15 protein-coding genes are annotated in these 13685 nt (G+C 39.6%); 2 read left to right on the top strand and 13 right to left on the bottom strand.

What is annotated here, in order from left to right; all coding sequences use genetic code 11:
* Positions 1-61: 61 nt before the first annotated feature.
* From asnA to DXN33_RS06145, 3 genes are all read right to left on the bottom strand, one after another.
* Positions 62-1054, bottom strand: a complete 993-nt coding sequence (gene asnA / locus DXN33_RS06135; protein ID WP_000748003.1) for an aspartate--ammonia ligase — start codon at positions 1052-1054, stop codon at positions 62-64.
* Positions 1055-1164: 110 nt separating this feature from the next.
* Positions 1165-1848 (bottom strand): Bax inhibitor-1/YccA family protein, encoded by a 684-nt coding sequence (locus DXN33_RS06140; RefSeq protein ID WP_045605511.1) that lies wholly within the window; start codon positions 1846-1848, stop codon positions 1165-1167.
* 54 nt (positions 1849-1902) lie between these two features.
* Entirely contained in the window at positions 1903-2643 is a 741-nt protein-coding gene (locus tag DXN33_RS06145) for an RNA methyltransferase (protein WP_115904630.1), read from the bottom strand.
* Between the two features lie 33 nt (positions 2644-2676).
* On the opposite strand from DXN33_RS06145, the gene DXN33_RS06150 reads away from it, so the two are divergent.
* Together DXN33_RS06150 and yidC are read left to right on the top strand one after the other, a co-directional pair.
* Complete coding sequence (locus DXN33_RS06150) at positions 2677-2955, top strand: acylphosphatase (protein WP_020901996.1); 279 nt, start codon at positions 2677-2679, stop codon at positions 2953-2955.
* A 77-nt stretch (positions 2956-3032) separates the two neighbouring features.
* Positions 3033-3959 carry a membrane protein insertase YidC gene (gene yidC / locus DXN33_RS06155; RefSeq protein WP_115904631.1) on the top strand — a complete coding sequence of 309 codons (927 nt, stop codon included), beginning with the start codon at positions 3033-3035 and terminating at the stop codon, positions 3957-3959.
* A 175-nt stretch (positions 3960-4134) separates the two neighbouring features.
* Here yidC and DXN33_RS06160 read toward each other — a convergent pair whose 3' ends face one another.
* The 10 genes from DXN33_RS06160 to rmuC form a co-directional block, all read right to left on the bottom strand.
* Positions 4135-5223, bottom strand: a complete 1089-nt coding sequence (locus DXN33_RS06160) for a sensor histidine kinase KdpD (RefSeq protein ID WP_115904632.1) — start codon at positions 5221-5223, stop codon at positions 4135-4137.
* Positions 5193-5879 carry a response regulator transcription factor gene (locus tag DXN33_RS06165; RefSeq protein ID WP_049486671.1) on the bottom strand — a complete coding sequence of 229 codons (687 nt, stop codon included), beginning with the start codon at positions 5877-5879 and terminating at the stop codon, positions 5193-5195. The genes DXN33_RS06160 and DXN33_RS06165 overlap by 31 nt, the downstream gene beginning before the upstream one ends.
* A gap of 61 nt (positions 5880-5940) precedes the next feature.
* Complete coding sequence (locus tag DXN33_RS06170; protein WP_115904633.1) at positions 5941-6660, bottom strand: ABC transporter permease; 720 nt, start codon at positions 6658-6660, stop codon at positions 5941-5943.
* Between the two features lies 1 nt (position 6661).
* Positions 6662-7447 carry an ABC transporter permease gene (locus DXN33_RS06175; protein ID WP_049551845.1) on the bottom strand — a complete coding sequence of 262 codons (786 nt, stop codon included), beginning with the start codon at positions 7445-7447 and terminating at the stop codon, positions 6662-6664.
* 1 nt (position 7448) lies between these two features.
* The gene (locus DXN33_RS06180) at positions 7449-8159 is read right to left on the bottom strand and encodes an ABC transporter ATP-binding protein (protein ID WP_049551846.1); all 711 of its coding nucleotides are present in this window, start codon (positions 8157-8159) and stop codon (positions 7449-7451) included.
* Between the two features lie 168 nt (positions 8160-8327).
* Positions 8328-9122, bottom strand: coding sequence for a pyruvate formate-lyase-activating protein (gene pflA, locus DXN33_RS06185; RefSeq protein WP_115904634.1), 795 nt, complete (start codon positions 9120-9122; stop codon positions 8328-8330).
* Positions 9123-9247: 125 nt separating this feature from the next.
* Positions 9248-10498, bottom strand: a complete 1251-nt coding sequence (locus DXN33_RS06190; RefSeq protein ID WP_115904635.1) for a diaminopimelate decarboxylase — start codon at positions 10496-10498, stop codon at positions 9248-9250.
* A 66-nt stretch (positions 10499-10564) separates the two neighbouring features.
* Entirely contained in the window at positions 10565-11392 is an 828-nt protein-coding gene (gene purR, locus DXN33_RS06195; protein ID WP_004238844.1) for a pur operon repressor, read from the bottom strand.
* A 104-nt stretch (positions 11393-11496) separates the two neighbouring features.
* Positions 11497-12438 carry a 3'-5' exoribonuclease YhaM family protein gene (locus tag DXN33_RS06200; protein ID WP_004260511.1) on the bottom strand — a complete coding sequence of 314 codons (942 nt, stop codon included), beginning with the start codon at positions 12436-12438 and terminating at the stop codon, positions 11497-11499.
* Positions 12428-13684: a DNA recombination protein RmuC gene (rmuC, locus tag DXN33_RS06205; RefSeq protein WP_115904636.1), complete on the bottom strand. Its 1257-nt coding sequence runs from the start codon at positions 13682-13684 to the stop codon at positions 12428-12430. Before rmuC ends, DXN33_RS06200 begins: the two co-directional genes overlap by 11 nt.
* Position 13685 lies beyond the last annotated feature (1 nt).

The raw sequence follows: 13685 nt of genomic DNA on the forward strand, positions 1-13685 counted from the left end.
GTTTATTATACCAAATTATGGACAAAAAGAGAAAGAAAACCGAACCTTGCGGTTCGATTCTCTACAAAATATTTTCGTAAGTATCGCGGACTTCTTGAGGCCAAACACTTGTTTGCACCTCTCCGATGTGTTTCTTGCGAAGTAGGAACATGGCCATCCGAGATTGTCCAATTCCTCCACCGATTGTCAATGGGAATAGGCCGTTCAACAAAGCCTTGTGCCATTCCAATTCTAAACGGTCTTCATCACCTGTGATGGCAACCTGACGGCGAAGCGTTTCTTCGTCTACACGGATTCCCATAGAAGACAACTCAAAGGCTCCACCCAGAGACTCATTCCAGACAAGAATATCACCATTTAGACCCTTGTAGCCATTTTCAGACTCGCTTGTCCAGTCATCGTAGTCTGGTGCACGTCCATCGTGCGGTTTACCGTCTGGTAATTCACCACCGATACCGATCAAGAAGACTGCTCCAAATTCTTTACAGATAGCATTTTCACGCTCTTTTGGTGTCAAGTCTGGGTAGCGTTCTACCAACTCTTCTGTGTGGATAAAAGTGATTTGTTTTGGCAAGATTGATTCGATGTCATAGCGGGCTTCAACAGCTAGCTCAGTAAGGCGAATAGCCTTGTAAATCTTCTCAACTGTTTCTTTTAGATAAGCGATATTACGTTTACCATTTGGGATAACTTTCTCCCAGTCCCACTGGTCAACATAAACAGAGTGGGTCGCATCCAGCGAATCTTCGTCTGGACGAAGGGCCTTCATGTGGACAAAAAGACCTTCTCCCTCACCGAAACCAAAACGAGCCAAAGTATGGCGTTTCCATTTAGCAAGGGAGTGCACCACTTCATAAGTAGCATCAGGGATTTGGAGAACCTTGACCGATACGGCATTCTCCACACCTGATAAGTTGTCCTGCATACCATCGCCGACCCTACTCAAGATAGGACCTTGAACTTCGACAACTTCTAACTTATCTTTCAAATACTGGGTAAAAGTGTTTTTGACAAAGGAAATCTCTTCTTGTTGATGAATAAAACTTTTCTTCATAAACTACTCCTCAAAAATTAGTTAAAAGCATTATACACCTATTTTCAAGAAAAGGAAAGAGCAAATACGAAAAAATCAGTGCTCCTTCGAACACTGATGTTAGGGACCTTCTAGTCATTGCGACCAAAGATACGTAGAATACTTAGGAAAAGATTGATAAAATCAAGATAGATACTAAGAGCCATTGACACAACCCAACCTGTCGCTACACGACCTTGTGATTGCTCATAGGCATAGCGAATTTTTTGGTTGTCCCAAGCAATCAGCCCTGAGAAAACCAAAACCATGGCTACGCTAATCATATAATCAAAGAAACCACTAGCCAAGAAAATATTGACTACCATAGCAATCAACAAACCGATAAGAGCCGCCATCATAGCCCGACCAAGGCCACTCAAATCTTTCTTGGTGAACATACCGACTGCCGCCATGACAAAGAAGAGAAGGGCGCTTGATACAAAGGCAGATAAAACTGTACCTGGAGTATAGAAGGCCACCACAAAACTGAGGGTAAAGCCGTTTAATACTGAGTAAAGTAAAAATACTGGAAGAGCAGCTGGACTATTCTTTAAGGCCATGTTACTGGCAACGAAAACCAAGGCCAACTCCGCAAAAGTAGCAATGGTCAACCAGAGACGTCCCTGCATCAAAAAGTAAACCAACTGAGATTGAAAGACCGTCAACATAAGACCTGATACTAAAGCGGATAGTCCGATTCCCAGACCAACAAAGGCATAAACCTTAGCGTAAAATTGATTGAGACCTGCGCGGTCATGAATAATAGTGTGATTCATCTTTTCTCCTTTTCTATGAACATCTTTCCTTGATTATAACAAAGAAAGTTAAAATTAGCTTAAATGGAAAATTAAAATACCGGCCGCAACGGCAACATTCAAACTCTCCGCCTGCCCCTTCATACTAATGTGGACCAACTGGTCTGCACTTTCAACCATGAGGGGACTAATTCCTTGACCCTCATTTCCCATGACTAGTACAAAATTTTCTATAGGAGGCAGTTCTCTGTAATCAACAGAATCTTTAGATAGGGTTGTTGCCAGCACTGAGATACCTGCCTCTTTGGTTTCCTTCAGAAGCGCTTGACTCGACATCCTATAAATGGGCAGGTGGAAATGACTGCCTTGCATGGAACGTAGAGTCTTGAGACTGTATATATCTGCCGATTTATCTGAAACAATCACTCCAGTAAAACCTGCTGCATCCGCAGTCCGAATGATAGTTCCCACATTACCAGGATCTTGCACATCTTCCAAAAACAAGAACTTTCCCTGACTAAAGTCAGCTTGCCCTACTTCTTCTTTTTGAACCACCGCAACGATTCCCTGTGGAGTCTGAGAATCCGCCAAATCTAGCAAAATATCCTCTGACACCCAGACAGTTTGCGAAAAAGCAGCTAACTGTTCTCGATAACTTTCTAGGGCAAAGATTTTCTCAATCGTCACTCCAGCTTGAACAGCTTCTTCAAACAAGTGCCAGCCTTCAATCAAATAAGCAGACTTGCGGTATTTTTTTTGGTGTAATTTCTTGGCATTTTTTACCACAGAATTGGCTTTTGAGGTTATAATAGTCATAGAAATATTATAACACAATCAAAGGGGTTTGGTATGCAAAAGGTTAGAATGATTGCCCAAGGTAGGGTGCAAGGAGTCGGCTTTCGTTGGGGTGTTTACAGCTTAGCACTTGAAATTGGTGGCATCACAGGTCGAGTATGGAATAACGACGATGGCACAGTGGAAATTTTAGCCCAAGCAAACTCATCTGCTACCATGGCAAAATTTATCCAAGAAATCCGCAAAGGACCCACACCTTTTTCAAAAGTCAGCTACTTAGATGTCAAACTGAGCAACTTTCCTCCCTACCCTGACTTTAAAATCGCAAATTAGGTCTCTAGAACTATTGTATATTTTGTAAAAAAACAGTAGAATAGAAAGGTATAATTTTTAAAGAAGGAATAAAAACAGTGAAATCTATTAAACGTTTTGCACTCTCAGCTATGGGAGTGGCTATGTTACTAGTCTTGACTGGCTGTGTCAATGTCGATAAAGCCACAGGCCAGCCAACAGGATTTATTTGGAATACGATTGGAGCTCCTATGGCTGAAGCCATCAAGTACTTCGCCAATGACAAGGGACTTGGTTTTGGTGTTGGTATCATCATCGTAACCATTATCGTGCGCTTGATTATCTTGCCTCTTGGTATCTACCAATCATGGAAGGCAACGCTTCACTCTGAAAAGATGAACGCCCTCAAGCACGTCCTTGAACCACATCAAACACGTCTCAAGGAAGCGACTACTCAAGAAGAAAAACTTGAAGCCCAACAAGCTCTCTTTGCCGCTCAAAAAGAGCACGGCATCAGCATGTTTGGTGGTGTAGGATGTTTCCCTATCCTCCTTCAAATGCCTTTCTTCTCTGCAATTTACTTTGCTGCCCAACATACTGAAGGGGTTGCTCAAGCAAGCTACCTAGGCATTCCTCTAGGTTCTCCAAGTATGATTTTGGTTGCCTGCGCAGGTGTCCTTTACTATCTTCAATCGCTCCTTTCACTTCACGGAGTAGAAGATGAAATGCAAAGAGAACAGATTAAGAAAATGATTTACATGAGCCCACTCATGATCGTCGTCTTCTCCCTCTTCTCACCAGCCAGTGTCACACTTTACTGGGTTGTCGGTGGTTTCATGATGATTCTCCAACAGTTTATCGTCAACTATATCGTTCGTCCAAAACTTCGCAAAAAAGTCCGTGAAGAACTAGCCAAGAACCCACCAAAAGCACGTGCTTTCTCTACACCAAGTGGACGAAAAGACGTTACTCCTGAACAACCAACTGCTATCACAAGCAAGAAAAAACAAAAAAATCGCAACGCTGGAAAACAACGTTCGAGATAAAGCTACGTAAATTATCCAATAATTAAAAAACGAATGAATGATAAATAGTTTTCATCAACTAGATATCATCATTCGTTTTTATTATCTACCGTTACATCTTATACTAGTCAAAAAAGTTAAATAGTTTAAAAGCTCACATATAAAATATATTCAATCATAATTAACAAGTAAATCACTATGATTTAATACAATTCACAGTTATTAAAACTTCTGCTCCCGCGTCTCTATTTCTAAGCTCAACTCGGCCTTTGTGTAGTTTTGCAACTCTACATACAAAACTAAGTCCAATACCATAATGTTGCTCTTTAACCGATCTAGCTTTATCCATACGATAAAAGAGCTTTCCAAAATTAGTTAAAACTTCCTCTGGAAATTCCGAACCATTATTCCATATACCTATTTTCAATTCCTTCCCCTCTTGCTCTACTCTAATTTTAATTTTAGGGTTCTGTTTATCGGCGTATTCCAAAGCATTTGTTAAAATATTTTGTATGGCACGAATCAGAAGAGATGGATTTATATAATAGTTTTCAGTTCCTTTCACATTTTGTTCAAAAGAAAACTTCATCTGATTTTTTATCAAAAAAGAGACTTCTTTCTCTAATTCATTGATAAAATCTGAAGAGGAATACTCCGTCCAACCTGTCTCATCATCATAATAGGTTTTAGAATAGTGAATCAATTGATTGAAATAATCTAGTAACTGTTGACTAGCTCTTTCTATATCTGCTAAGCATTCTTGAGATTGGTCGTTTTCAGTTATCGCCTGCAAGAATTCTACATTTCCCCTAATAATGGTTAAGGGTGTCTTTAAATCATGAGAAGCTGCTGAAACCTGAAACATCAAATCTTCTTTCTGTTCTTTCTCATCAACTATTAATTGTCGAATTCTATCTTGCATCATAATAATCCGATTTCCTGTCTCACGAAATTCTTTAACTGTTAAACTTTCTGTACATTCCCTCTCCAACCACATACTATTTTCATAAATTAAAGTCATTTCATAACTCAGTTTTTTCAACAATTTTCCAATGTGATAACTTATTAGAACAATCAATAAAACACAAATATATATCCACGATGACACATTGAAAAAGATTGATAGAACACCACTATTGTTTAAAGGTTTCCCATCTTCGTTTATTTGTATAGATACTGAAGCTAAGGGAATAAGATAGGCCATTAGTAAGCCAAGACTAAACTGCCAAATAATTCTCCAACAGGTTTCTCGAATTAATTGTCTAAAACTTTTGATTCTACCCATTGATATCCTCCACCGTACAAGGTTTTAATTGGATTTAATTGATAAGGTTTCAGCTTTTGACGAATTTGATAAATATACTCTGAAACCGAACGTAAAAGAGCTCCTGAACTTTGTGGATATAGATAATTATAAATTTCCTCTATAGAATATATTTTACTTGGGTTGCTTGCCAAAAGATTCACTATGTCAAATTCCCTCCTTGTCAGAGCAATCTTATCATCGTTTACAAATAGTTCCTTACTATCCGTATATAGTATAAGCTTCCCAATCTTTATTTGATGAACATTTCCTTTAGTCCGTTCTTCACGACGCAAGTGCATTTTAACACGTGCTAAAAGTTCTTGCATACTAAAGGGCTTCATAATATAATCATCAGCACCTGCATTGATTCCAGCTACTAAGTCTTCATCCATATCCTTGGCAGTTATAAAACAGATAGGAACAGTTATCTGCTCGCGAATTATCTGACAGATTTCTAAACCACTAACAGGCATCATAATATCTAATAGAATCAAGTCAAAGCCTGTAAAATCACAAAGATCAATCTCTTCTATCTTATTTCGTATGACTACTTCATATTTTTCATATTCTAGTACTTTTTTTATTAGGCGAAGAATAGCAAGATCATCATCTACAACCAAAATTTTATAAGCCATAACTCACCCTCCTGAATATATTATAGCACTACCTGAGAAAAAGACAGGATATCCCCTGTCTTTAGCGTAAATTTTTTCCTATAAGTATCAATGTAGCAAATAGAAAAACAATTAACAACCAAACTATTTGTATTCCTAAGCCTTGCCACACTGGATAATAAAGAGACAATGGATAGGTATAAAAACAATTCATACTAGCTAGTAATGGTAAATTTCTAAAAAAAGAACTGAATTGTAGTAACATTTGCCCCAACCCTAATAAAAGGGATAAACTGATTCCCAAAATTAAGATAAAAGACTGGGAAATAAATACAAAAATACCACTTAAAAGAGCGAAGGTTAGAATAGAAATACAAGCTGGAAATAGAATTGTTAGAACATGTTTAATATTGCTCAAAAGATTGATATTGTAGTATCCTTGGGCGATTAGTACGCATAATGATATTACAGCGACCAATAGGATAATTTCAATACATAATAGAATAGCTAGTTTAGATATTATAAATTTCAAACGATTTGGACAGGTAAGAAAACTGGTACGAAGGCTAGAACCTGTAAATTCTTGACCTATAAATAGAGCCGCTAGACTAACGAAACCTGCCTGTCCTAAATAGAGACTTTGCAGTAGCTGTTCCAAAACAAACTGTAGAGTCAACTGGTCTGGCTTACTATTTAAAAAAATAACTAACGCTGGAACACACAGTAATAGAGCACCTATAACCAACCAGTGCCAAGGATTCATCATAAACTTGAGATACTCACTTTTAAGTTGCTCTTTCAACTTATTCACCTCCTCCAATATCTGACTTAAGTAATCGGTAGATTGCTAAAGCCAAGAATGAGAAGTTCCAACAAAGTAAAAATAAAATATTTTGTAAACTATTATGTTCTAAAATTTGAGGAGATGTAGCAATCAATCCTTGCCCCAATGCAACTGGAAGAAATTTTGCAACCGATATATAGTTTGCTAAGAATGTTCCTAAATTGTAGACTTGGGGAAGCAAAAATAATAGAGGAACAATGGCTGTTTTAAATGTCAAAGCCATAATATAGGCTAGAAGTCCCAACAAAGTCCAAGCTATACTGGCTAAAAACATATAGAACCAAACTGTTCCATTTAGTGAAAAAAGCAATAAGCCATCTTGTCCTAAAACATAATGTGTCATGTTAATCGTAAGGAATATTGATAGAAAAGAAATGAAAAAAGAAAATACAAGCCAAACTAATGTTTTTGAAACTAGGAAAATACTTCGATTTGTAATAGAGAGGAGACTTGTACGAATAGCAGAGCATTTATACTCCTCGGCTCCGTAAATTGAACCTAGGATAATCATAATAAAAACACCAAATAAAGTGACATCAAAACCTAAAAATTCAATAGGAGGTATAGCTTCTGCTAATTCTGGATTTGTCTCTGGTGTAGCATGGATACCAACTGAAACAATTTGAGAAGCACCAATATTTGCTAAAAACGTTTGAAATACCAGTATCAAGAATAATACAACATGAGTAGCTCTCCTATAAAGCAATTTCAATATTTCAGAATGAAGAGAGTATATAAGTGCCATGTCACTTTCCTCCCTCTGTTAAACTAAAGAAGACTTCTTCTAGTGAAGAAAGATTTTTCATCACTTCTTGTAAAGTGCCTTTTATAAGAACTTTTCCTTTATTTATGATAACTACATCATCTGTTACTGCTTCCACTTCCGATAATATATGAGATGATAGCAAGACTGTCTTCCCTTCTTGAGCTTGTTTTTTTATAAACTCTCTAAACCACCGAATTCCTCTTGGATCCAACCCATTAGTTGGTTCATCCAATATCAGATATTGAGGATTTCCTAATAGAGCTGTTGCAATTCCTAATCGTTGTCCTTCTCCTAATGATAATTTCCCAATTTTAGATTTTTTCTTATGGCTAATATCCACCATATCCAAGACTTGATCAATTCGCTGACTGGATATCCCATTACTAGCAGCAACAATTTTCAAATGTTGATAAACAGTCCGATCATCAGGAGCACCTACACTGTCAAATGAAGCTCCTACAGTCTTTAGAGGAAATTTTAATTCCTTATAAGTTTGATCTCCAATTTTGGTAAGACCAGATGTTGCTTTGTCTAATCCTAATAAAATACGTAAGGTTGAACTTTTTCCAGCTCCATTTGGACCTAGGAAAGCAGTCACTCTACCTGCTTTTGCTTCAAAAGAAATATCTTTTAAAATTTGAGCTTGGCCATACGACTTACATAAATTTTTAATGGTAATACTTTGTTCCATGATGTTCTCCTATTCTATTTAATATTTCTAAAAGTAACTATATCTTACACATTCTTTTTCGGATTTTTTTCAGAATTTAGAGAGTAAAAAAGATTTAAAATTTTGTTTCATTTAACTATCTAGATTTGTGTAAACTTAAAAGCCCGATGTTTCCATCAGGCTTCTTTTTTATCCATGTACACGTTTCATATAGTCTTGATAACTTTCGGTATCCATGAGTTTTTTAGCGTTCTTCACGCGGTCTGCTGTTGGTGGTTTAACTCCTTCGAGGGAATAAGGAATTCCCAATTCACGCCATTTGAATTCTCCCATGGTGTGATAAGGTAGAATTTCAAACTTATCAACATTTTTTAGGGTCTTGACGAACTTCCCAAGTTCAATCAAGTCATCATCTCTATCTGTCAATCCTGGAACTAGCACGTGGCGAATCCAGACAGGTTTTCCAATATCTGATAAATACTGGGCACAAGCCAAGATATTTTTATTGGTTTGGCTAGTGACAATCTTATGCTGTGCTTCGTTGATTTCCTTGATATCCAAAAGAACCAAGTCAGTGACAGCCATGAGTTTGTCAAACTTTTCAAGGTAACGTGGTTTATTACGGAAAGGAAGGGCACAGGTGTCCAAAGTACAGTGGATTCCTTGTTCCTTAGCCTTGGTAAAGAGGGCAATCAAGAAATCAATCTGCAAGAGGGCTTCTCCTCCACTGACTGTAATCCCGCCCTTATTTCCCCAGAAACCGCGATAACGCAAGGCTTCTGTCAAGACATCATCTACCGTCCGTTCACGTGATTTATTGGACTCCATAGCCCAAGTGTCCGGGTTGTGGCAATACTGGCAACGCATGTGACAGCCCTGCAAAAAGACAATAAAGCGAATACCAGGCCCATCTACTGACCCAAAGCTTTCTGTCGAATGCACCATTCCTGTCACTTGTCCATAATCAATTGTTTCTTCAGACATATCGTTACCTTCCTTGAAAACGTTTTATAGTTTTATTATATCATGACTTGAAGGAAAAACAAGATTTTTGCCTATTTTTTAGAAAGCAATCTGTTTTTCAATTTCATTTTCAATGAATTATCATTTTATTCTTCAAAATCAAAGCCATACAAGGTTGCAAAATAGTCCTCAGGGCGCTCTGCACGGCGGATTTGGCGGGCTTTGCCTTCTTCGGTATAGAGGATTTCCGCAGAACGAAGTTTGGCGTTGTACTGGTAGCCCATTGAAAAACCGTGTGCACCTGTATCATGAATGACCAGCAAATCACCGATTTCTGTATGAGGCAGTTCGCGATTCACTGCAAATTTATCATTGTTTTCACAGAGTGAACCAACCACATCTACCACTTCATCTGGTCCATCTGGATGGGTCACGTTAGTAATATGATGGTAGGCTCCGTACATAGCTGGACGCATGAGGTTGACTGCTGATGCATCCACACCTAGATAGGTACGGTAAGTTTTCTTCTTATGAGTGACTCTTGTGACGAGAGCACCGTGAGGAGCTAACATAAAACGACCCAATTCTGTGAAAATCTTAACCTTACCAAGACCTGCTGGCGTAAGGACCTCTTCATACACCTTACGAACTCCCTCACCAATCAAGGCGATGTCATTTGGTTCCTGATCTGGACGATAATTGACACCAATACCGCCAGAAAGATTGATAAAGTCTAGCGAAATTCCCAACTTTTCCTTGATTTCAACAGCCAATTCAAAAAGCTGACGAGCCAACTCTGGATAATAGAGATGGGTCACGGTATTGGACGCTAGGAAAGAGTGAATCCCAAAAGTCTTGGCTCCTTTTTCCTTCAAGATGGCAAAAGCTTCAAAGAGCTGGTCCTTGGTCATGCCAAACTTGGCTTCTCCAGGATTGTCCATGATATCTGTTCCCAGTTCAAAAACACCACCAGGATTGTAACGACAAGAGATGATTTCTGGAATGCCTGCTGCACGCTCTAGATGTTCAATATCTTCAAAGGCATCCAAGTTAATGGTCGCACCCAATTCACGTGCATAGGCATATTCCTTATCTGGCGTATTGTTTGAAGAGAACATAATCTCAGAACCAGGGAAATTCAGTTTATGGCTCATCAAAAGCTCCACATAACTAGAGCAGTCCACACCGCACCCTTCCTCTTGGAGAATTTTCAAAATAGCTGGTGTTGGAGTAGCCTTAACTGCAAAATATTCCTTAAAGCCCTTGTTCCACGAAAAGGCTTGATTGACGGCTCTTGCCTTCTCACGAATCCCCTTCTCATCATACAAGTGAAAGGGAGTTGGGAACTCGGCAACAATCTTTTCCAAGTCTTTTTTATTGATAAATGGTGTTTTCATAAGTTTCCTTCTATTCTATTTGCAAAGAAAGGCTGGGACAATCGTTCCAACCTTTAGTTCTATCTCTTATTTGTCTTCGTCAAAGATATTGCCAACCTCAACATCGATGGCTTGGTTCTTGACATCAATATTGGTTACCTTCAAGAGTGACTTGTAGTCAAACTGCTTTTCACGTTCTTCTTGGGCATTGTCCGCAAAGACTGCTACACCTGCCAATTCTGAATCAAACTCACGCAAGAGACTAATCATCCCGTTGACAGTTCCGCCGCCTTTCAAGAAGTCATCCACAATCAAGACACGGCTTCCTGCCTTGAGACTACGTTTTGAAAGGAACATTTTCTCAATGCGATCACCACTTGAACCTGATACATAGTTGACGCTGACTGTTGAACCTTCGGTAATTTTCAGGTCACGGCGCACAATGACAAAGGGAACATTCAGAACATTGGCAACTGCATTTGCAAGTGGAACACCCTTAGTCGCTACTGTCATAACCGCATCAATTTTTTGGTCCATAAAGCTCTTGGCAATAATGCGACCAATATTTTTCAAGATAGCTGGTGTACTAAGCAAATCAGACAGGTAGATATAGCCACCTGGCAAGATACGGTCACTTTCTGACAACTTGGCACGCAAGTCTTCAACCATTTCCTTGGCATCATGGCTTGAGATTGATGGTGTGAAAATGACACCACCACCAGCACCAGTTACTGTCTGGATATGACCGATTTCAATTTCCTCAAAGGCGCGTTTGATAATCACGATATCCTCTGAGATGGATGATTTAGCAGATTCATACTTTTCAGCAAAAGTATTGAGACTGGTTAGTTTATAAGGATTATTAATCAAATAGTTGGAAATGACAACCATCCGATCACTTCTTCTTAATTTCATTTCTATTTCCCACTTCATTTAATTTTGATATTTTATCTATTATACCATATTCACATAAAAAAACGAACATTCTTATCCTAAAAATGCTCGTTTTTCTTAAATTATTAATCTAAATCTGGTTTATAGAAGGAACGATTGTCCATAGCGAAGATTTTATTGGTCATCTCTCCCTTATCCACCAAAGCAAGAGCTGTTGACATCATCATCATGCTTGCATCCAGATTGTCAATCATATGGATAATCTCTGCTTCCATAATGCGTGGACGGACTGGACTTCCATACTCAAGTAAGCCGTGGTGACTAAGGATGACATGACGAAGCAGAACGACTTCTTCCTTGGTATCATCGATGCCGAGTTCCATCACTGTCTTGGTAATTTCGCTATCAATGAGAGCGATATGTCCAAGAAGATTGCCTCGCACTGTGTACTCGGTCTGGTCTGGTCCCGTCAACTCAATGACCTTAGCCAAGTCATGCAGCATAATCCCCGCATAGAGCAGGCTCTTATTGAGCTGAGGATAAACTTCGCTAATAGCATCTGCCAAACGCACCATGGTTGCAGTGTGGAAAGCCAAACCCGTTTCAAAGGCATGGTGGTTGGTCTTGGCTGCTGGATAGGAGTAAAATTCCTTATCATACTTGGTGTAGAGCTTTCGGACAATCCGTTGCCAAACAGGATTTTCAATTTTAAAAATCATTTGCGACATATAGTCACGGATTTCCTTGACATCAACTGGCGACTTGACCTTGAAATCAGCTGGGTCATTGGGTTCGCCAGGTTGAGGCAAGCGGAGAGTAATTTGATTGACTTGAGGGGTGTTGTTATAAACTTCTCGGCGTCCTTTCATGTGGACAACCTTACCTGCGGTAAAGGCCTCAACGTTATGAGGTTGGGCATCCCAGAGTTTCCCTTCAATCTCGCCGCTATCATCTTGGAAGGTAAAGGCTAGGTAGTTTTTCCCAGCTCGAGTTTGCCTCAGGTCAGCTGACTTGATTAGGTAAAAGCCTTCAAATAGCTCATCTTTTTTCATGTGACTAATCTTCATATTCTTCCTCATTTTCTTGGAAATGGAGTAGATCAAGCGCAGGCTCACCTTCTGACAACTCAATGTGACGGAGCGTCCGCTCGATAGCTGTGGTACGACGGTTTAATAATTCATCAATATTGCCAGAGGCATGTTGGAGGTGTTTTTGTGCCTTAACCAGAATGCCACCAAACTTGCCAAACTCGGTCTTGACGCTGGAAAGCGTTTTGCTGATATGATCGGCACTCTTTTGGATATTGAGAGTTTTGAAACCAACTGATAGGGAATTGAGGAGAGCTGACAGGGTACTTGGACCTGCGACAATAATCTGCTCCTCCCGTCTCAAATCATCAAAGAAGACAGGATTGCGGACGATTTCTGAGTAGAGACCTTCTGTCGGAACAAACAAAACTCCAAAATTAGTCGTCCGAGGCGGTGCTATGTACTTGCTCCTGATATCCTTGGCAAAGCGCTTGACGCTTGCTAAGAGCGACTTACGACACCGTTCGATTTCATCCTTGTTACCTGCTTCATAGGCTTCTTCCAAGCGGTAATAATCAGCCAATGGAAACTTGGAGTCAATTGGTAGATAGACGTATTCTTGGTCTCCTTGTCCGGGTAACTTAATGGCATACTCCACTCGTTCACTGGAGTTTTCAACCGTTGCGTATTCTCGTTCGTACTGTGCAGGTGTCATGATGTCCTCAATAATTTGCCCCAATTGCAATTCTCCCAGAATCCCTCTCGTCTTGGTTCCAGAGAGAACCTTGTTGAGGGCTCCGACATCACGGGCAACTGTCTGCATTTCTCCAAGACCACGATTGACCGACTCTAGTTGTTTGGAAACTGTCTCAAAGGAAGCCTGCAAGCGCGTCTGCAAGGTCTTTTCTAGTTTTTCCTCGACTGTTTGACGCATTTGTTCCAAGCGTTGCTCATTTGATTCCTGCAAGGCTTGGAGACGTTGGTCAGTCTTGTCTCTGGTTTGGAGGAGATTATCTGTCATTTCTTGACGAACTTGAGTTAAGCCTTGGTGCAATTCCATTCGAACTTCTTGCAAACGGTCGCTGACAGCCACTTCCAAATCTTTTTGATCTAACTGGCTGGCTTGTCTGGCTTGTTCAAAGCGGTAATCCAACTGGTCTGACAAATGATCTGCCTGGTCCTCCAAGCTCTTGCTTACGTGTTTGTCTTGCTTATCCTGCCTCTGCCAAATGAGAAAGAGGCCAGCTAGGTTGGCAATCAATAATAGAACAAGTAAACTTTCCATC

Source organism: Streptococcus sp. NM (genome assembly GCF_003390135.1).
Taxonomy (GTDB): Bacteria; Bacillota; Bacilli; order Lactobacillales; family Streptococcaceae; genus Streptococcus.

What these genes read in the sequence shown, in the direction of transcription:
- asnA (WP_000748003.1), bottom strand. Translation starts at nt 1,054, where the DNA reads ATGAAGAAAAGTTTTATTCATCAACAAGAAGAGATTTCCTTTGTCAAA.
- DXN33_RS06140 (WP_045605511.1), bottom strand. Translation starts at nt 1,848, where the DNA reads ATGAATCACACTATTATTCATGACCGCGCAGGTCTCAATCAATTTTAC.
- DXN33_RS06145 (WP_115904630.1), bottom strand. Translation starts at nt 2,643, where the DNA reads ATGACTATTATAACCTCAAAAGCCAATTCTGTGGTAAAAAATGCCAAG.
- DXN33_RS06150 (WP_020901996.1), top strand. Translation starts at nt 2,677, where the DNA reads ATGCAAAAGGTTAGAATGATTGCCCAAGGTAGGGTGCAAGGAGTCGGC.
- DXN33_RS06160 (WP_115904632.1), bottom strand. Translation starts at nt 5,223, where the DNA reads ATGGGTAGAATCAAAAGTTTTAGACAATTAATTCGAGAAACCTGTTGG.
- DXN33_RS06165 (WP_049486671.1), bottom strand. Translation starts at nt 5,879, where the DNA reads ATGGCTTATAAAATTTTGGTTGTAGATGATGATCTTGCTATTCTTCGC.
- DXN33_RS06175 (WP_049551845.1), bottom strand. Translation starts at nt 7,447, where the DNA reads ATGGCACTTATATACTCTCTTCATTCTGAAATATTGAAATTGCTTTAT.
- DXN33_RS06180 (WP_049551846.1), bottom strand. Translation starts at nt 8,159, where the DNA reads ATGGAACAAAGTATTACCATTAAAAATTTATGTAAGTCGTATGGCCAA.
- pflA (WP_115904634.1), bottom strand. Translation starts at nt 9,122, where the DNA reads ATGTCTGAAGAAACAATTGATTATGGACAAGTGACAGGAATGGTGCAT.
- DXN33_RS06190 (WP_115904635.1), bottom strand. Translation starts at nt 10,498, where the DNA reads ATGAAAACACCATTTATCAATAAAAAAGACTTGGAAAAGATTGTTGCC.
- purR (WP_004238844.1), bottom strand. Translation starts at nt 11,392, where the DNA reads ATGAAATTAAGAAGAAGTGATCGGATGGTTGTCATTTCCAACTATTTG.
- DXN33_RS06200 (WP_004260511.1), bottom strand. Translation starts at nt 12,438, where the DNA reads ATGAAGATTAGTCACATGAAAAAAGATGAGCTATTTGAAGGCTTTTAC.
- rmuC (WP_115904636.1), bottom strand. Translation starts at nt 13,684, where the DNA reads ATGGAAAGTTTACTTGTTCTATTATTGATTGCCAACCTAGCTGGCCTC.